The organism is Pseudomonas sp. GZD-222 (assembly GCF_049310525.1).
In the GTDB taxonomy this organism is placed as follows: domain Bacteria; phylum Pseudomonadota; class Gammaproteobacteria; order Pseudomonadales; family Pseudomonadaceae; genus Aquipseudomonas.
Genome location: NZ_JBMOWO010000004.1, coordinates 1 through 17,604, shown reverse-complemented (window position 1 = coordinate 17,604; position 17,604 = coordinate 1). Strand labels below are relative to the sequence as shown.

17 protein-coding genes are annotated in these 17,604 nt (G+C 61.2%); 10 read left to right on the top strand and 7 right to left on the bottom strand.

Features of this window, described 5'->3' with window-relative positions; all coding sequences use genetic code 11:
- Window positions 1-145: 145 nt before the first annotated feature.
- Together ACO6VD_RS00475 and ACO6VD_RS00470 are read left to right on the top strand one after the other, a co-directional pair.
- Window positions 146-310, top strand: coding sequence for a hypothetical protein (locus ACO6VD_RS00475; RefSeq protein WP_167332108.1), 165 nt, complete (start codon window positions 146-148; stop codon window positions 308-310).
- Between the two features lie 48 nt (window positions 311-358).
- A complete protein-coding gene (locus ACO6VD_RS00470; RefSeq protein ID WP_422416279.1) occupies window positions 359-2,515 on the top strand; it encodes a mechanosensitive ion channel family protein in 2,157 nt (718 codons plus the stop codon).
- Here the strand turns inward: ACO6VD_RS00470 and ACO6VD_RS00465 are convergent.
- A complete protein-coding gene (locus ACO6VD_RS00465; protein WP_422416277.1) occupies window positions 2,512-3,225 on the bottom strand; it encodes a UTRA domain-containing protein in 714 nt (237 codons plus the stop codon). The genes ACO6VD_RS00470 and ACO6VD_RS00465 overlap by 4 nt on opposite strands.
- A gap of 292 nt (window positions 3,226-3,517) precedes the next feature.
- Here ACO6VD_RS00465 and ACO6VD_RS00460 point away from each other — a divergent pair, with 292 nt between their 5' ends.
- From ACO6VD_RS00460 to ACO6VD_RS00435, 6 genes are all read left to right on the top strand, one after another.
- Complete coding sequence (locus tag ACO6VD_RS00460) at window positions 3,518-4,582, top strand: ABC transporter substrate-binding protein (RefSeq protein ID WP_422416276.1); 1,065 nt, start codon at window positions 3,518-3,520, stop codon at window positions 4,580-4,582.
- 140 nt (window positions 4,583-4,722) lie between these two features.
- Complete coding sequence (locus ACO6VD_RS00455) at window positions 4,723-5,529, top strand: alkaline phosphatase family protein (protein ID WP_422416275.1); 807 nt, start codon at window positions 4,723-4,725, stop codon at window positions 5,527-5,529.
- A gap of 5 nt (window positions 5,530-5,534) precedes the next feature.
- Window positions 5,535-6,368 (top strand): ABC transporter permease, encoded by an 834-nt coding sequence (locus tag ACO6VD_RS00450; RefSeq protein ID WP_422416281.1) that lies wholly within the window; start codon window positions 5,535-5,537, stop codon window positions 6,366-6,368.
- The gene (locus ACO6VD_RS00445) at window positions 6,355-7,152 is read left to right on the top strand and encodes an ABC transporter permease (RefSeq protein ID WP_400172755.1); all 798 of its coding nucleotides are present in this window, start codon (window positions 6,355-6,357) and stop codon (window positions 7,150-7,152) included. Before ACO6VD_RS00450 ends, ACO6VD_RS00445 begins: the two co-directional genes overlap by 14 nt.
- A 1-nt stretch (window position 7,153) precedes the next feature.
- Window positions 7,154-8,143, top strand: coding sequence for an ABC transporter ATP-binding protein (locus ACO6VD_RS00440; protein ID WP_422416273.1), 990 nt, complete (start codon window positions 7,154-7,156; stop codon window positions 8,141-8,143).
- Between the two features lie 25 nt (window positions 8,144-8,168).
- Window positions 8,169-8,822, top strand: a complete 654-nt coding sequence (locus ACO6VD_RS00435; RefSeq protein ID WP_422416271.1) for an HAD family hydrolase — start codon at window positions 8,169-8,171, stop codon at window positions 8,820-8,822.
- 135 nt (window positions 8,823-8,957) lie between these two features.
- Here ACO6VD_RS00435 and ACO6VD_RS00430 read toward each other — a convergent pair whose 3' ends face one another.
- Complete coding sequence (locus ACO6VD_RS00430) at window positions 8,958-9,920, bottom strand: NAD(P)H-quinone oxidoreductase (protein WP_422416269.1); 963 nt, start codon at window positions 9,918-9,920, stop codon at window positions 8,958-8,960.
- A 141-nt stretch (window positions 9,921-10,061) separates the two neighbouring features.
- On the opposite strand from ACO6VD_RS00430, the gene ACO6VD_RS00425 reads away from it, so the two are divergent.
- Together ACO6VD_RS00425 and ACO6VD_RS00420 are read left to right on the top strand one after the other, a co-directional pair.
- Window positions 10,062-12,149, top strand: coding sequence for a carboxy terminal-processing peptidase (locus tag ACO6VD_RS00425; RefSeq protein ID WP_422416268.1), 2,088 nt, complete (start codon window positions 10,062-10,064; stop codon window positions 12,147-12,149).
- 123 nt (window positions 12,150-12,272) lie between these two features.
- On the top strand, window positions 12,273-14,051 hold the full coding sequence (locus ACO6VD_RS00420; RefSeq protein WP_422416266.1) for a bifunctional diguanylate cyclase/phosphodiesterase: 1,779 nt from the start codon (window positions 12,273-12,275) through the stop codon (window positions 14,049-14,051).
- Here the strand turns inward: ACO6VD_RS00420 and ACO6VD_RS00415 are convergent.
- The 5 genes from ACO6VD_RS00415 to pcaQ all read right to left on the bottom strand — a co-directional run bounded on the left by ACO6VD_RS00415 (window position 14,027) and on the right by pcaQ (window position 17,449).
- Window positions 14,027-14,401, bottom strand: a complete 375-nt coding sequence (locus tag ACO6VD_RS00415; RefSeq protein WP_128325835.1) for a hypothetical protein — start codon at window positions 14,399-14,401, stop codon at window positions 14,027-14,029. The two genes, ACO6VD_RS00420 and ACO6VD_RS00415, sit on opposite strands and share 25 nt — an antisense overlap.
- Window positions 14,398-14,736, bottom strand: a complete 339-nt coding sequence (locus tag ACO6VD_RS00410) for a multiprotein-bridging factor 1 family protein (protein WP_400172762.1) — start codon at window positions 14,734-14,736, stop codon at window positions 14,398-14,400. The genes ACO6VD_RS00415 and ACO6VD_RS00410 overlap by 4 nt, the downstream gene beginning before the upstream one ends.
- 98 nt (window positions 14,737-14,834) lie before the next feature.
- Entirely contained in the window at window positions 14,835-15,275 is a 441-nt protein-coding gene (locus tag ACO6VD_RS00405; protein ID WP_422416263.1) for a YkvA family protein, read from the bottom strand.
- A gap of 282 nt (window positions 15,276-15,557) precedes the next feature.
- Window positions 15,558-16,289: an FKBP-type peptidyl-prolyl cis-trans isomerase gene (locus ACO6VD_RS00400; protein ID WP_422416261.1), complete on the bottom strand. Its 732-nt coding sequence runs from the start codon at window positions 16,287-16,289 to the stop codon at window positions 15,558-15,560.
- A 227-nt stretch (window positions 16,290-16,516) separates the two neighbouring features.
- On the bottom strand, window positions 16,517-17,449 hold the full coding sequence (gene pcaQ / locus ACO6VD_RS00395) for a pca operon transcription factor PcaQ (RefSeq protein WP_400172765.1): 933 nt from the start codon (window positions 17,447-17,449) through the stop codon (window positions 16,517-16,519).
- Between the last annotated feature and the right edge of the window lie 155 nt (window positions 17,450-17,604).

Sequence of the window (17,604 nt, the reverse complement as noted above, 5' to 3'; positions counted from 1 at the left end):
AAAGCCCCCCCCAAGTGGGGGTTGGGAGGTCTTGGGGGGAGCGGTTTTCCCCCGCGATGAGCCCCTCCACTGACCTCAATCACACTCCCCCTGCGCCATACCCGCTATCCTTGCAGCATAAATTCGAACTCAAGGACCTTGCCGCATGTCAGCTTTTCAATCCCTGTTCCTTCCGGTCATCGCTGGCCTGATCCTGCTGACCGTTGGTTTCAACATGCGCGACCGCAATATCGGCGTGTTCATGATGTGGATCGGTACCCTCGGCATGATTGGCATCATGTGCTGGAAGATCCTCGAGAAACTCAACTGACAAATACACTACACTCGGGCGATTGATCGTTTTAAGGTTGATTGTCCGGTGTCTGCTTTTTTCCGCGTTGTAACCTTGTTCCTGGCGTTGTTGATCCTGGCTCCGGCCCACGCCGCTGGCCTGCCGAGCCTGCTGGGTGGCAGCAAAGCCCAGCCTGAGGCCACCGAACCCCTGGCCCAGTCGCTGGACGAAGTCATCAAGAACCTGGAAAACGACCAGCAACGCAGCAAGCTGCTGGCCGACCTGAAAAAGCTGCGCGACAGCACCAAGCAGGCACAACCGGCGGCCGAGCAAGGCGTGCTGGGCCTGATCGGTACCACCTTCGCGGAACTGGAAAAGCAGTTCAGTGGCGACGCCAGCCCGCTCACGCGCTGGACCCGCGAACTTGAACTGGCACAGATCGAATTCGACGCCCGCCTGGTGCCGCTACAGGAGTGGCCGCCGATCCTCTTCGGTTTTGCCACCATCATTGCCCTCTGGAGCCTGCTGGCCTATGCCCTGAACTGGGTCAGTCATCAGGTGCGCCTGCGCTTCGGCCTCACCGAAGAACTGCCGCAACACCCCCGCACCTGGGACCTGGTGCGCTTTGCCCTGCGCAAGCTCGGGCCGTGGCTGGTCGCACTGCTCATCACCGTGTACCTGAGCTTCGTCCTGCCGTCCTCACTGGGCAAGTCGATGGCCATGGTGCTGGCCTACGCCCTGGTGGTGGGTACTTGCTTCTCGGCGATCTGCGTCATTGCCTTTTCCCTGCTCGATGGCCCGCACCGCCATCGCGCCCTGCATATCCTCCGCCACCAGGCGTTTCGGCCGCTTTGGCTGATTGGCAGTTTCGCCGCCTTTGGCGAGGCAATGAATGACCCGCGCATGGCCGGCGCGCTGGGCGATCACCTGGCCCATACCCTGGCAACCCTGGCCAACATCCTCGCGGCACTCTCCACCGGGCTGTTCATCCTGCGCTTCCGCCGCCCCATCGCCCACCTGATCCGCAACCAGCCGCTGTCCCGGCGCCTGACCCGGCGGGCGCTGAGCGACACCATCGACATCCTCGGGACCTTCTGGTACCTGCCGGCCCTGGTGCTGGTGGCGATCTCGCTGTTTGCCACCTTCATCTCGGCCGGCGATACCAGCACCGCCCTGCGTCAATCGCTGATGTGCACCGTGCTGGTGATCTTGTGTATGGTCATCAATGGCCTGGTGCGCCGCCATAGCCTCAAGCCGCAACGCGCCAACCGCCGCCAGGCGGTGTATGGCGAACGCCTGCGCAACTTCGGCTACACCCTGGTACACATGGTTATCTGGCTGGTATTCATCGAGCTGGGACTGCGCGTCTGGGGCTTCTCTCTGGTCGGCTTTGCCGAAGGAGAAGGCCATGAAGTGGCGGTGCGCCTGCTCGGCCTGAGCGGCACCCTGATTGCCGCCTGGCTGGTGTGGATTCTCGCCGACACTGCGGTACACCATGCCTTGACCCGCTCGCGCAAAGGCCTGGCCAATACCCGTGCGCAAACGATGATGCCGCTGATCCGCAACGTGCTGTTCGTGGCGATTTTCATCATTGCGGTGATCGTTGCCCTGGCCAACATGGGCATGAACGTCACCCCGCTGCTGGCCGGTGCCGGCGTGATCGGCCTGGCCATCGGCTTTGGCGCGCAGTCGCTGGTGGCCGACCTGATCACCGGTTTGTTCATCATCATCGAAGACTCCCTGGCCATTGACGACTATGTCGATGTCGGCGGCCACCTGGGCACGGTCGAAGGCCTGACTATCCGCACCGTGCGCCTGCGCGATATCGACGGTATCGTCCACACCATCCCGTTCAGTGAAATCAAAAGCATCAAGAACTACTCCCGCGAGTTCGGCTACGCGATCTTCCGCGTGGCGATCCCGCACAGCATGAACATCGACCAGGCCATCAGCCTGATTCGCGATGTCGGCCAGAAGATGCGCAACGACCCGCTGATGCGCCGCAACATCTGGTCGCCCCTGGAGCTGCAAGGGGTGGAGAGCTTCGAATCGGGCTCGGCAATCCTGCGGGCACGCTTCAAAACCGCGCCGATCAAGCAATGGGAAGTGTCGCGGGCCTTCAACCTGGCGCTCAAGCGTCAGCTCGATGAAGCGGGCCTGGACCTGGCCACACCACGCCTGAGCGTGCAGGTGATCACCACCGACGCCAGCACGCCGTTCAGCGAAACCAGCCCCAAGACCTAACCGGCCTCGGCCTTGATGCGGATTGCATCGTGGCGCCAGTACTCCAGGTCACAGTCGATCAGCCTGCCCATCTGGTCGCTGTTGACTCGGGTGATGTGCAGGCCGGGGCTGCCGGCCGACACCTTGAGTGCGGTGGCTGCCGCCACCGGCAAGGCCGTCGGCAGAATCTCGAAACGCACCCTGCCGTATTCGATGCTGTAATGACGGGCATAGAGCTCGGTCAACGACTGGCTCAGGTCATGTTCGAGAATGCCCGGGAAGTACTCGGGGTTCAGGTAGTGCTCGGCGTACAGCACCGCACGGCCATCAATCCGGCGTAAACGACAGATCTGGATAACGCTCGACAACGGCTTCAGTTGCAACCGCGCGCACACTGTCGCCGCAGCTGGCAACAAGCGCGCCGACAGCAGCTCGGTGCGCGCTTCACGCCCCTGCTCGCGAACCATGGCGTGAAAGTGGCTGCGCTGGATCAAATCGTAGGTCAGTCGCTGCGACGCGACAAACCAGCCACGCCGTTCTTCGCGGTAAATCAGCCCGCGTGCTTCCAGTTGCACCAATGCCTCGCGCAGAGTGATTCGCGTGGTATCGAACACCTCGCTGAGCTTGCGTTCGGCCGGCAGCTTGCAGCCGGGCGCGAGAAGGCCATGCTCAATCTGCTCCTGCAGGGCATGACAGATGGCTGTTACTGCTCGCGGCGGCAGTGGCTGCATCGAAGGTTACCTATCTGGACTAGTCCAGCACCGGCAGCGCGCACAACGGGCGCCTTCAGGGCTATGAGAATAGTGCAAGCCTAGGCAACCGAGATGAATGTCAGATGACAGCCAGCGTGGTCTACGCTTGATTTTCAGGGGGCACAGACCCTGACGGGGGCGGCACTGGACATCAAATTGTCATGCAACAGGCCTACCTTGGCTCGGGTATTGCTGACCTAGACCAACCGAATCGCAACAACGTCCAACAACACCATTCGCGTTTTGCACGGCACCCACCAAGGAGCTTCGGATGAAACAGCTTTTTCTGGCATCACTGCTCGGCTCGACCATCGCCCTGTGCACGTCGGCCATGGCCGCCGACACTGACCTCAAGGCCCTCGAAGACGCCGCTCGCAAGGAAGGCGCAGTCAACAGCGTGGGCATGCCCGATGCCTGGGCCAACTGGAAAGGCACCTGGGAAGACCTGGCGAAGAAATACGGCCTCAAGCACATGGACACCGACATGAGCTCGGCCCAGGAAGTGGCCAAGTTCGATGCCGAAAAAGACAACGCCAGCGCCGACATCGGCGACGTCGGTGCCGCCTTTGGCCCGATTGCAGTCGCCAAGGGCGTGACCCAGCCGTACAAACCCAGCACCTGGGAGCAAATTCCAACCTGGGCTAAGGATAAAGACGGCCATTGGGCGCTGGCCTATACCGGCACCATCGCCTTCATCATCAACAAGCAGTTGGTGAAAGAAGCAGATATCCCGAAAACCTGGCATGACCTGGAAAAGGGCAAGTACAAAGTCGCCATCGGTGACGTCAGTACTGCGGCCCAAGCTGCCAACGGCGTGCTGGCCGCCGCCATCGCCTATAAGGGTGACGAGAAGAACATCGAGCCGGGCCTGCAGCTGTTCACCAAGCTGGCCCAGCAAAAGCGCCTGTCGCTGGCCAACCCGACCATCCAGACCCTGGAAAAGGGTGAGATCGAAGTCGGCGTGGTCTGGGACTTCAACGGCCTGAGCTACCGTCAGCAGATCGACCCGACCCGTTTCGAAGTACTGATCCCGTCTGACGGTTCGGTGATTTCCGGCTACACCACGATAATCAACAAGTACGCCAAGAACCCCAACGCCGCCAAGCTGACTCGTGAATACATCTTCAGTGATGCCGGGCAGATCAACCTGGCTGAAGGTCACGCCCGGCCGATCCGCGCCGAGCACCTGACATTGCCGGCTGAAGTACAGGCCAAACTTCTGCCCAATGAGCAGTACAAGGCGGTGCAACCGATCAAGGATGCCGCTGCCTGGGAAGCAACTTCCAAGGCACTGCCGCAGAAGTGGCAAGAGCAAGTGATCATCGAGATGGAGTGATCCCTGATCGGGTGTAGGAGCGGATTTACCGGGACGCCGGACCGCCCGCGATGGGGCGCGCAGCGGCCCTGAAAATGGGCCTGCTGCGCAGTCCACCGCGGATAAATCCGCTCCTACACGCGATAAATTCCGGAGCAATCATGAAAAACAACGTCATCCTGGTCCTGCTCGATGGTCTCAACCATCAGGTCGCGCACCATGCCATGGGCCACCTGCACGCCTATGTCGAAGCCGACCGCGCCGCCTTGTACCGCCTGGAATGTGAACTGCCGGCGCTGTCGCGCCCGCTATACGAATGCATCCTTACCGGCGTGCCGCCCATCGACAGCGGTATCGTGCACAACAATGTCACCCGCCTGTCCAACCAGCGCAGCATCTTCCATTACGCCCGCGAAGCCGGCCTGGGCACTGCGGCAGCGGCCTATCACTGGGTCAGCGAGCTGTACAACCGCTCGCCCTTCGACCCGCTGCGCGACCGTCACACCCATGTGCCCAAACTACCGATCCAGCACGGGCTGTTCTACTACGCCGACCACTACCCGGATTCGCACCTGTTTGCCGATGCCGAGTACCTGCGCCGTCGCCATGCACCGAACTTCCTCCTGGTGCACCCGATGAATATCGACGACGCCGGCCATCGTCATGGCCTGGACAGCAGCCAGTACCGCAACAGTGCGCGCAGCGCCGACATTCTCCTGGCCGACTACCTGCACACCTGGTTGCAAGAGGGTTATCAGGTACTGGTCACCGCCGACCATGGCATGAATAACGACCGCTCGCACAACGGCCTGCTGGCCGAAGAACGCGAAGTACCGCTGTTCGTGTTCGGCGATGCGTTCAGCCTCGACCCTGCGGCCAAACCGCTGCAAACCGAATTGTGCGGGACGATCTGCGAGCTGCTCGGTGTGCCCCACGACAAGACGGTGTGCCGGGAGCTGCTCAAGTGAATTCGATCAAACGCAGCAAGTGGCTGGCGTTGTTGTGCCTGCTGCCGTTTGCGCTGTTCTTCATCATTTTCCAGATCGCCCCGCTGGCCTGGGTGGCGATCCACAGCCTGCAGGCTGAAAGTGGTTGGGGCCTGGCCAACTTCAGCAAAGTGTTCGACTCGCGATTCTACCGCCAGGCGATTCAGCACAGCCTGGAGATCAGTTTCTGGTCGAGCCTGTTCGGCATCATCATCGCCGTTCTCGGCAGCTATTCGCTACGCAAGGTCGACTCGCGCCTGCGCGATTTCGTCAACGCCTTCGCCAATATGACCAGCAACTTTGCCGGCGTACCGCTGGCCTTTGCCTTCATCATCCTGCTCGGTTTCAACGGCGCGCTGACCATGCTGCTGAAGCAGGCGGGGATCATCGAAGACTTCAACCTGTATTCGAAAACCGGCCTGATCATTCTCTACACCTACTTCCAGATTCCCTTGGGTGTACTGCTGCTCTACCCGGCGTTCGATGCCCTGCGTGAAGACTGGCGCGAATCGGCTGAACTGCTCGGCGCCAACGCCTGGCAATACTGGCGGCTCATCGGCCTGCCGGTGATGGCACCCGCGCTGTTGGGCACCTTCGTGATCTTGCTGGCCAATGCCCTCGGCGCCTACGCGACGGTCTATGCGCTGACCACAGGTAACTTCAACGTCCTGCCGATCCGTATTGCGGCGCTGGTGGCCGGCGATATTTCCCTGGACCCGAACCTGGCCAGCGCTTTGGCAATGATCCTGGTCGGGCTGATGACCCTGGTGACCGTGGTCCATCAATGGCTGTTGAAGAGGAGCTACCATGTCGCGCGCTGAAACGGGCACGACCCGCCTCTACCATCGCCTGATGGTGTATCTGCTGTTCATCATCCTGTTACTGCCACTGGCAGGCACCCTCCTCTACTCTTTGGCCACCAGCTGGTCGGCGAGCCTGCTGCCCAGCGGCCTGACCTTCAAGTGGTACCTGGCGCTGTGGAGCGATCCACGCTTCCTGGCGGCTTTCGGTCAGTCACTGCTGGTCTGCGTCGGCGCGCTGCTGCTGTCGGTGCTGCTGATCCTGCCGTTGCTGTTCGTCGTCCACTATCACTTCCCGCGCCTCGATGCGCTGATGAACATCCTCATCCTGCTGCCCTTTGCCGTACCGCCGGTGGTGTCTTCGGTGGGCCTGCTGCAGCTGTACGGTTCAGGGCCGATGGCCATGGTCGGTACGCCGTGGATCCTGATCGGCTGCTATTTCACCGTGGCCTTGCCGTTCATGTACCGGGCGATTACCAACAACCTGCAAGCGATCAACCTGCGCGACCTGATGGACGCGGCCCAGCTCCTCGGCGCCAGCACCTTCCAGGCCGCATTCCTGGTGGTGTTGCCGAACCTGCGCAAGGGCCTGCTGGTGGCCTTGCTGCTGTCCTTCTCGTTCCTGTTCGGCGAGTTCGTCTTCGCCAACCTGCTGGTCGGTACCCGCTACGAGACCTTGCAGGTGTACCTGAACAACATGCGCAACAGCAGTGGCCACTTCAACAGTGCCCTGGTGATTTCGTATTTCCTCTTCGTGCTGGTGCTGACCTGGGCAGCCAACCGCCTGAACAAGGACAAGTCCTGATATGTGTTTTGTCAGCGTACAGAATCTGCAGAAAAGCTATGGCGGCAGCCCGGTGTTCAACGACATCAACTGCCAGATCCAGCGCGGCGAATTCGTCACCCTGCTCGGCCCCTCCGGCTGCGGCAAGTCCACCCTGCTGCGCTGCATTGCCGGGCTGACGGCGGTCGACAGCGGCAAGATCCTCCTCGACGGCAACGACCTGGTGCCCCTGAGCCCGCAGAAGCGCGGGATCGGCATGGTGTTCCAGAGCTACGCGCTGTTTCCCAACATGACCGTCGAGCAGAACGTCGCCTTTGGCTTGCGCATGCAAAAGGTCAATGCCGACGACAGCCGCACCCGGGTGCGCGAAGTACTGCAACTGGTAGAGCTGCAGGACCTCGCCAGCCGCTATCCGCACCAGTTGTCCGGTGGCCAGTGCCAGCGTGTGGCCCTGGCCCGCTCGCTGGTCACCCGTCCGCGCCTGCTGCTGCTCGATGAGCCACTGTCGGCGCTGGATGCGCGGATTCGCAAGCACCTGCGCGAACAGATCCGCCAGATCCAGCGGGAACTGGGCCTGACCACCATCTTCGTCACCCATGACCAGGAAGAAGCGCTGACGATGTCAGACCGGATTTTCCTGATGAACCAGGGCCGCATCGTTCAGAGCGGCGATGCCGAAACCCTGTATACCGCGCCGGTGGACGTATTTGCCGCGGGTTTTATCGGCAACTACAACCTGCTCGACGCCGACAGCGCCAGCCGCCTGCTGCAGCGCCCGGTGCACAGCCGCCTGGCGATCCGCCCGGAAGCCATCGCCTTGAGCCTCAGCGGCGAGCTGGAAGGCCAGGTGCGCAGCCACAGCCTGCTGGGCAACGTGATCCGCTACCGGGTCGAGGCCCGCGGGGTAGAATTGTTGGTCGATGTACTCAACCGCTCGTCCGCCGATCTGCATCCGGACGGCCAACGGGTATCCTTGTTGATCGATCCCACCGCCCTCTGCGAAGTCGCCTGAGGGTTGCACAGGAGTTTTTCTGAACATGGCACTAGCGATTTTCGATCTGGATGAAACCCTGATCCACGGCGACTGCGCCTCGTTGTGGAGCGAGCAGATGGTCCGCCTTGGCTGGGTCGATGGTGAATCCTTCCTGCGGCGCGACAAGGAACTGATGGACGCCTACGGCAGGGGCCACCTGGCCATGGAAGACTACATGGCCTTCAGCCTGGAGCCGCTGATTGGACGCACACCGGAAGAGGTCGACCATCTGGTGGGCCCTTGGGTGGAAGACTTCATTGAGCCGATCATCTTCAGCGATGCAACCCGAACCATTGCAGCCCATCGCAAGGCCGGTGACCGGATTCTGGTGATCTCCGCCTCCGGTACCCATCTGGTCGGGCCGATTGCCGAACGCCTGGGCATTGATGAGATTCTCGGGATCGAGCTGGAGGTTGTGAACGGTGTGTACACGGGCAAGACCGTCGGTACCCTGACCTACCGCGAAGGCAAGATCACCCGGTTGCTGGAGTGGCTGGATCAGGAAGAAGAGAACCTCGAAGGCGCGAGTTTCTATTCCGACTCGCGTAACGACCTGCCGCTACTGCTGAAGGTGGATCACCCGCATGTGGTCAATCCGGATCCTGTGTTGCGTGAGCAGGCCGAGAAGGCTGGCTGGCCGATTCATAGCTGGAGCTGATAGGCCTGTAGGAGCGGATTCACCGGGACGCCGGACCGCCGCGATGGACTGCGTAGCGGTCCCGGTTTTTTGGGCCGCTTCGCGCCCCATCGCGGCGGTCCGGCGTCCCGGTGAATCCGCTCCTACAGATGTGACTTAAACCAGACTCTCGTCGATCACCAACACCAACTTGCCCGACACCTGGTTGCTGGCAAGCTCGGCAAACGCTGCCTCGGCATCCTTGATCGGGAATGCCTTGGCCAACTGCGGTTTGAGTCTGCCTTCCGTGAACAATGGCCACACCTGCTGGCCCAGATCACTGAGCAAGTCCACCTTGAACTGATCATCACGAGTGCGCAGCGTCGAACCGAGCACCTGCACACGTTTGAGCAGCAATTGCGCCAAGTCCAGTTCGGCCTTGCGCCCGCCCATCAGGCCGATGATCACCCAGCGGCCGTCACGGGCCAGCAGCTTGAGATTGAGCTCGGCATAGTTAGCGCCGACCGGGTCGAGGATCACGTCGAACGGGCCGAAATCATTCAGGCCATTGAGGTCTTCGCCGCGCACCACGCCGCCGGTGGCGCCGAGGCTTTCGCAGTAGGCCAGGCGCTCGGCCGAGCCGACACTGACCCAACACGGGCTGCCAAAGGCCTTGCACAGCTGGATCGCCGCCGAGCCCACGCCACTGGCGCCGGCATGCAGCAAGACCTTCTCGCCCGGTTTCACCGCTGCCAGCTGGAACACGTTAAGCCAGGCCGTGGCATATACTTCGGGAATCGCCGCTGCCTCCTGCAGGCTCAGGCCTTCCGGGACCGGTAGCACATGACGGGCATCGACCACCACCTCCTCGGCCATACCGCCACCGGACAGCAGCGCACACACCCGATCGCCGACCTGCCAGGAAGAACCGGCACCCACTTCGCTGATCACCCCGGAGCACTCAAGGCCCAGAAACTCGCTGGCCCCCGGCGGTGGCGGATAGAGCCCGGCACGCTGGAGCAGATCGGCACGATTGAGGCCGGCGGCGGCCACGCGAATTCGTACTTGACCGATATCGCAAGTTGGACTTGTCGTCGCAACCCACTCCACATGTCCGTCAACGCCTTGCAATGCCTTCACAGTGCCTCCATAGTTGAGTCATGACTGAGCCCGGATGCTTGTAGCCCCGGGCTTTTTGCATTATGCGTCCGGTTCTGATGGAACCGGCGAATTCAAAGACGGCCTAATATGCGTGATCAATTGTCCCTACGTCGAATCAGCATGAAGCATTTTTTACCAAGCACCACCCTCGCACTGTTGATCGGACTGGGCAGTTTGCCGTTGGCGGGCACTGCATGGGCCGCCAACAGCTGGGATAAACTCCAGCCTGATCGCGATGAAGTGGTCGCCAGCCTCAACGTGGTCGAGCTGCTCAAGCGCCACCACTACAGCAAGCCGCCGCTCAACGATGCACGCTCGGTGATCATCTACGACAGCTACATCAAGCTGCTCGATCCGGCACGCAGCTATTTCCTGGCCAGCGATATCGCCGAGTTCGACAAGTGGAAGACGCAGTTCGATGACTTCCTCAAAAGCGGCAATCTCGATCCCGGCTTCACCATCTACAAGCGCTACCTGGACCGGGTCAAATCGCGTCTGGACTTTGCCCTTGCCGAGCTGAACAAAGGCGTCGACAACTTCGACTTCACCACCAAGGAAACCTTGCTGGTCGATCGCAAGGACGCCCCGTGGGTCAAGAACCAGGCCGAACTCGATGACCTGTGGCGCAAACGCGTCAAAGATGAAGTGCTGCGTCTGAAGATCGCCGGCAAAGAGTCCAAGGCGATCCAGGAGCTGCTGACCAAGCGCTACAAGAACCAGCTCACGCGTCTGGACCAGACCCGCGCCGAAGACATCTTCCAGGCCTACATCAACACCTTTGCGCAGTCCTACGACCCGCATACCAACTACCTGTCGCCGGACAACGCGGAAAACTTCGATATCAACATGAGCCTGTCGCTCGAAGGTATCGGCGCCGTGCTGCAAAGCGACAACGACCAGGTCAAGATCGTGCGCCTGGTGCCTGCCGGCCCTGCCGCCAAGACCAAGCAAGTGGCTCCGGCCGACAAGATCATCGGCGTCGCCCAGGGCGACAAGGAAATGGTCGACGTGATCGGCTGGCGCCTGGACGAAGTGGTCAAGCTGATCCGCGGTCCGAAAGGCTCGGTGGTACGCCTGGAAGTGATCCCGGCGAGCAACGCGCCGAACGACCAGACCAGCAAGATCGTGCCGATCACCCGCGAAGCGGTGAAGCTCGAAGAGCAAGCGGCGAAAAAATCGATACTCAAGCTCAAGCAGGACGGGCGCGACTACAAGCTCGGCATCATCGAGATTCCAGCGTTCTACCTGGACTTCAAGGCCTTCCGTGCCGGCGATCCTGAGTACAAAAGCACCACCCGTGACGTGAAGAAGCTGCTCACCGAACTGCAGAAGGAAAAAGTCGACGGCGTGGTCATAGACCTGCGCAACAACGGCGGCGGTTCCCTGCAGGAAGCCACCGAGCTGACCAGTCTGTTCATCGACAAGGGCCCGACCGTACTGGTGCGCAACGCCGATGGCCGTGTCGACGTGCTCGAAGACGAAAACCCCGGCGCCTTCTACAAAGGCCCGCTAGCCCTGGTAGTCAACCGCCTGTCGGCCTCGGCTTCGGAGATTTTCGCCGGCGCCATGCAGGACTACCACCGTGCACTGATCCTCGGTGGCCAGACCTTCGGCAAGGGCACCGTGCAGACCATTCAGCCGCTCAACCATGGTGAGCTGAAGCTGACCCTGGCCAAGTTCTACCGGGTCTCCGGGCAGAGCACCCAACATCAGGGCGTGTTGCCGGACATCGACTACCCGTCGATCATCGACACCAAGGAAATTGGCGAAAGCGCCCTGCCTGAAGCCATGCCATGGGACACCATCCGCCCGGCGATCCGGCCTGCGGTCGATCCGTTCAAACCGTTCCTGGCGCAGCTCAAGGCCCGTCACGACAGCCGCACTGCCAAAGATCCGGAGTTTGTCTACATCCGCGATCGCCTGGCGCTGACCCAGCAGCTGATGAACGAGAAAACCGTCAGCCTCAACGAAGCTGAACGCCGTGCCCAGCACGCCGATATCGAAAGCAAGCAACTGGCGCTGGAAAACACCCGACGCAAAGCCAAGGGCGAAGAACCGCTCAAGGAATTGAAGAAGGAAGACGAAGACGCGCTGCCAGTCGAGCCGGACGATACCAAACCGGAAGACGACGCCTACCTGTCGGAGTCCGGACGCATCCTGCTCGATTACCTGGGGCTGAATTCGGCGGTGGCAAAAAATAACCCGTGAACGAGTGATGGCAAAATAATGTGACTGTGCCTCCATCGCGTCATCAAACAGTCACGATTCTGTCGTGAAATAAAGGACTGAGCGCCACTGGCCTCAGTCCTTTTTTTTCAAGGTAGTGCCGCCATGACCGTGACCGAACAGCTCAGCGCGTTGAGCACCATTCTTGCTCAAAGCGGCTTGCACAGCCTGTTCCAGCCGATTGTCTGCCTGTCTGAGCGGCGCATTCTCGGTTACGAGGCCTTGAGCCGCGGTCCGTCCAACAGCCCCTTGCACTCGCCGATCAACCTGTTCGCCGTGGCCCGCCAGGCCGGGCGCCTGACCGAGCTGGAAGTGGCCTGCCGTGAGAGCGCGTGCCGACGCTTCAGCCAGCAGCAACTGGACGGCAAGCTGTTTCTCAACGTCTCCCCGGAGTCCTTGCTCGAGCCCCAGTATCAATCCGGGCGCACCCTGAAGATGCTTCACGATCTGGGCTTGTCGCCGAGTCGAGTGGTCATCGAGCTGACCGAACAGACACCCACCGACGATTTCCAGCTGCTGTTCAATGCCCTGCACCACTACCGCGACATGGGGTTTTCCATCGCCCTGGATGACCTGGGCGCCGGTTATTCGAGTCTGCGCTTGTGGTCGGAACTGCGCCCGGACTACGTCAAGATCGACCGTCACTTCATCGACGGCATCCACCTGGATGCGGTCAAACGCGAGTTCGTCGGCTCCATCCTGCAAATCGCCCGCGCTTCGCGTGCCCAGGTGATTGCCGAGGGCATCGAGCTGGCCGAAGAGCTCAAGGTGCTGACCGAGATGGGCGTCGACCTGGTTCAAGGCTACCTGCTCGGCCGGCCTCAAGAGCAGCCATCGCGGGATATCCAGCACATGCTTGGCAGTCCGGTCCGGGAAGTACAGACACTCATTGAGGACAGCGGCAATCTGGCCGCCCTGCTCAACGAGCAGCCGGCAGTCCCTCAAGACACACCCACAGCACAGGTACTGGAGCTGTTCCGCCGCCAGGCCAACCTCAACTCCCTGGCGGTGCTTAATGAACGTCGGCAACCCTGCGGTATTGTCCACCGTCATTCGTTGTCCGACGCCCTGCTCAAGCCCTTTGCCACCGACCTGTTCGCCCGCAAGCCGATCAGCCGGCTGATGAGCGATGACTTTCTCGCCGTGGAGCTGACCCAGTCGTTGCAGCAGGTCAGCCGCCTGCTCACCAGCCGTGCGCGCCAACGTATTGAAGAAGATTTCATCATTATTCATAACGGCCGCTACCTGGGTCTGGGCCGGGTAATCGATGTGCTCAAGCTGATTACCGAACAGAAAATCCAGCAGGCGCGTTACGCCAATCCCCTGACCCTGCTGCCCGGGAACGTTCCCATCCAGCAATGCCTGACCCGCCTGTTGCAGCAGCAACGCGAAGCGGCAATCTGCTACGTGGATATCGACAGCTTCAAGCCCTTCAATGACATCTACGGCTACGCCCGTGGTGACGAGGTGCTGCTGTGTCTGGCGCAGTGCCTGAACGAACGGGTAGACCCCAACCACGACTTTGTCGGCCACATCGGTGGCGACGATTTCATGCTGGTATTGGGTTCGGCTGACTGGGAGCGCAGGTTGCAGTTGTTGCTGGAAGACTTTCAGCGCCAGTGCCGGCGCTTCTACCGTCCCGAGCATGTGCAGGCCGGGTGCTTCATTGCCCCGAACCGCCAAGGGCAGCGCCAGGAGTTCGCCCTGCTGTCGCTATCGATCGGCGTGGTGCAACTGCGCCCGCAAGCCTGCGCCGGCCTCGATGCCGGACAGCTGGCAGAACTGGCGTCGCAGGCCAAGCATCAGGCCAAAGACCTGTCCGGCCACAGCCTGTACTTGATCGATACCGCGTTCGCCAATCAGGCTTCTTCTTTTTCCGGGTAGCTGTACTCGAACACCCTGACCACTTCCGAGGCGTGCCAGGAGGCAGCAGCCATTCCGTCCGAGGGCCCGGAAAAACGTCCCAGGCGCTCCACGCATTCGAAGAAGCCGGTACGTGGCAAACGGCTGGCGCCCTGGCTGATCACCAACGAACTGCGCAGCGGCTGTTCGGCACGGGCATCCAGCGCCGCCAGATGCTCCAGGGCAGCGGTCAAGGTCTGCATGGCAGGGCTTGGCAACTGCAAGCGTTCGAGCAAGGCACGATAGGTCAGCAGGTGGCGTTGGCGTCGAGCCAGGTCAAGCTCTTCGAGCAAGCCATCCCAGTGCTGGCGGCTGATCCGCACACTGCTCACGACGGCTCGCTCCATCCGGCCACACCCAACTCCCAGGCCAGACTGCGGCGAATCGCAGCATCGGGCTGACGTTCGCCACTCTCGATCAGGGCCAGGTACACCGGGCTGATACCCACGCTACGCGCCAGTTGTTCCGGTGCCAGTCCCTTGCCCTCACGCAAACGCGCCAACTCGCTGAAGCTCGGCAAGTTGGCGCTTTCTTTCGGGGTAGCCTGTGTCTGTTCGACCGCAGCTGGCTCGAACTGCCCAGCGGCCTTCAGTAATGCCTGGTATTGCTCCCAGGGTACAACCGCATACTCGGGTTGACCGTCCCGGCTGATGACCTGAATACCCATTACAACCCCCTTGTAGGATTACGAGATGTAATTTGTAGGCATAATCCTTATGCCAATTATATTACCAGCCAGCAAGGGTGTGCAGGGTCCTGATGTAATTAGCCTTTTGGCTGCTCCAGGCGCAGCGCTTCGGGGGTATCGGGCAGGCGTTCGACCACCCGCAGTTTTTCCGGGGCCTGGCGGTTGCGCCAGGCGCTAAAGGCCGCCAGTTCATCGGACACGGCCTTGAGTACCCAGGCGAGTACGGCGATGTCATCGAGCATGCCGACGCCCAGCAACCAGTCGGGAATGGCGTCCAGCGGGCTGACGAAGTACAGCAGCCCGGCCACCACGGTCACCAGCGCCTTGGCGCTGATCGAGCGGTACTCGCCACGCCACCAGGCCAGGCACAGGGCCTGCAGCAAACGCACATCTTCACGCAGTTTGCCCAGCCGCGGGCCTTTGCGCGCCACGGCAAAAATCAGCGCCGGCAGACGGCCACGGCTGAGCAAGCGCTCGGCCAGGGGCAGAAAGCGGGCGAAAGTCCAGGGTGCTTTCATACAGCCTCCAGGGCGTAAACCAGGAAAGGTTATCCACAATTATTGTGGATAACCTTGTGAACAGAGCCACTTTTAGAGCTCAGGGCGCCCGCCCAGCAAGGGCCGGGCTTAAATCGGGCGTTTTTTACACACCTGTTTCAATGACGCAAACGTTTTGCTCATCCTGCACCTTTTCTGCGTCGGGTGCAGCTTTTCAGACCGTGTTACGCCGCTAGCGTTCGTGCCGATTGCAGAAACGACAACGCCCCGTCGAGACGGGGCGTTGGCTGGACCGCGAGCGGATTACTCGGCTGCGGGGTCGGCTGCTTCGGTGTCGGCCTTGGCCTGATCCTTGATACCCAGCAGTTCCAGTTCGAAAACCAGGACCGAGTTGGCCGGGATCATCGGGCTCGGGCTCTGCGCGCCGTAGGCCAGGTCGGACGGGATGAACAGCTTGTACTTCTCGCCAACGTGCATCAGTTGCAGGCCTTCGACCCAACCCGGGATCACACCGCTGACCGGCAGGTCGATCGGGCTACCGCGCTCAACCGAGCTATCGAAGACTTTGCCATCAGTCAGCTTGCCTTCGTAGTGAACGGTGACCACGTCAGTCGGCTTCGGCTGAGCGCCGTCGGCCTTCTTGATCACTTCGTACTGCAGGCCGGAAGCGGTGGTGACAACACCGGCTTTCTTGCCGTTTTCTTCAAGGAACTTCTTGCCGGCCGCAGCCGACTCTTCGCTCATCTTGACCAGGCGCTCTTCAGCGCGCTTTTGCAAGGCAGCAAAGGCTTCAACCAGTTCTTCGTCCTTGATCTTCTGTTCTTTCTTGCCGACAGCATCTTCGATGCCTTGAGCAACAGCTTTTGAATCAAGGTCGTCCATGCCTTCCTGAGCCAGGCTCTTGCCCATGTTCAGGCCAATACCGTAGGAGGCTTTTTGTGCCGGAGTCTTGAGCTCGACGCTGGTCTGCGAATCGCAACCCGCCAGGACCAGACTAACCAGGGCAACCGCAGCCGCCAACCGATGCTGTTTCATGCTATTTCCTTGTTCATGCGCCAATAGGGCAATCGAGTAAAGCCGCGAGCTTATCAGGCGGCCACGACCAATGGCTACCGGCATGAGAGCGAGAAAAGCCGGATAAGTTCAGCCAAGTAAAACCTTCTTCATACAAAGCTGCAGCCAGTGGCCAGTATTGACGGGACAACGCACTTGGGCAACTTCCCTGCTGCAGTTTTGTAGCTGTTTGTAAGATTGCCAGGATTTCACGGATAGCTGCCGTCGCGGTATTGCCCGGCCACTTCGCGCAGCACTTCGCACAGCCAGCGTGCCGGCAGACTCAGGGCCATCGCGGCATTGCTACAGATACCCACCGAGCCGCCAGGCTCCTGGACGCCCAGATCCAACTCGCACAACTCGCCGCGCCCCAGGTCGATAAGCACCGCGTCACGCGGTGCGACCCAGACCGCATCACTGCTTTGCACATAGCGCCGACTCAAGGCGGGCGAAAGGGTTTCCAGGCGCTGCGCCGGTTGCTCGATCGCGCATTGCACGAAGAGACTGTCGGCATGCTTGCGGATGGTCGTACCCGCCAATGGCAACACCAACGGATAACGACCGAGCTGACTGCGCTCGATGGGCTGGCGGGCGAGCAATGGATGCCCCGGGCGCACAACCAGCGACATCGATTCGCTGTACAGGTGCTCGAACAACAGGCCCTGGATCTGCGGGCTGTCGGTCATGCGTCCGATCACCAGGTCCAGCTCGCCGACATGCAGTTGCGCCAACAAGTGCGCGCTGGGCCCGGTAGCGACGCTGACCACCAAGGCGTCATGGCGTTGATGCAGGCGGCAGAGCACTTCCGGCATCAGCAGGCTTTCGACCGTGGACAACACGCCTACACGCACCTGTGGCGGGGCATGCTCCTCGCCGCGCAAGCTGCTCACACCTTCACGCAACGCCTGCACACTGGGCCCGGCGTAACGCATGAAACGCACCCCGGCCGGGGTCAGTTCGACACCCTGTTTGCTGCGCTCGAACAGCCGGGTCTGTAGCAGATCCTCAAGCTCCTTGAGGGTCTTGGAGATGGCCGGCTGACTGATGGCCATGGCATCGGCGGCCTTGGCGAAACTGCCCTGACGGGCAATTTCGAGAAAGCACAGCAGGTGGCGGAATTTGATGCGGGTGTCGAGGTTCATGTCCGGAAGTCTATAGGAGCATCAACCAGGGTGGGAGGCTGTCTAATGCAATGTCCCTCCCCGGTGGGAGCGGGGGGGGGGGGGGGGGGGGGGGGGGGGGGGGGGGGGGGGGGGGGGGGGGGGGGGGGGGGGGGGGAAAAGGTGCACCCGCTCCC

Coding starts and splice junctions, on each gene's coding strand:
- ACO6VD_RS00475 (WP_167332108.1), top strand. CDS start 146: ATGTCAGCTTTTCAATCCCTGTTCCTTCCGGTCATCGCTGGCCTGATC.
- ACO6VD_RS00465 (WP_422416277.1), bottom strand. CDS start 3,225: ATGCAGCCACTGCCGCCGCGAGCAGTAACAGCCATCTGTCATGCCCTG.
- ACO6VD_RS00460 (WP_422416276.1), top strand. CDS start 3,518: ATGAAACAGCTTTTTCTGGCATCACTGCTCGGCTCGACCATCGCCCTG.
- ACO6VD_RS00455 (WP_422416275.1), top strand. CDS start 4,723: ATGAAAAACAACGTCATCCTGGTCCTGCTCGATGGTCTCAACCATCAG.
- ACO6VD_RS00445 (WP_400172755.1), top strand. CDS start 6,355: ATGTCGCGCGCTGAAACGGGCACGACCCGCCTCTACCATCGCCTGATG.
- ACO6VD_RS00440 (WP_422416273.1), top strand. CDS start 7,154: ATGTGTTTTGTCAGCGTACAGAATCTGCAGAAAAGCTATGGCGGCAGC.
- ACO6VD_RS00435 (WP_422416271.1), top strand. CDS start 8,169: ATGGCACTAGCGATTTTCGATCTGGATGAAACCCTGATCCACGGCGAC.
- ACO6VD_RS00425 (WP_422416268.1), top strand. CDS start 10,062: ATGAAGCATTTTTTACCAAGCACCACCCTCGCACTGTTGATCGGACTG.
- ACO6VD_RS00420 (WP_422416266.1), top strand. CDS start 12,273: ATGACCGTGACCGAACAGCTCAGCGCGTTGAGCACCATTCTTGCTCAA.
- ACO6VD_RS00410 (WP_400172762.1), bottom strand. CDS start 14,736: ATGGGTATTCAGGTCATCAGCCGGGACGGTCAACCCGAGTATGCGGTT.
- ACO6VD_RS00405 (WP_422416263.1), bottom strand. CDS start 15,275: ATGAAAGCACCCTGGACTTTCGCCCGCTTTCTGCCCCTGGCCGAGCGC.
- ACO6VD_RS00400 (WP_422416261.1), bottom strand. CDS start 16,289: ATGAAACAGCATCGGTTGGCGGCTGCGGTTGCCCTGGTTAGTCTGGTC.
- pcaQ (WP_400172765.1), bottom strand. CDS start 17,449: ATGAACCTCGACACCCGCATCAAATTCCGCCACCTGCTGTGCTTTCTC.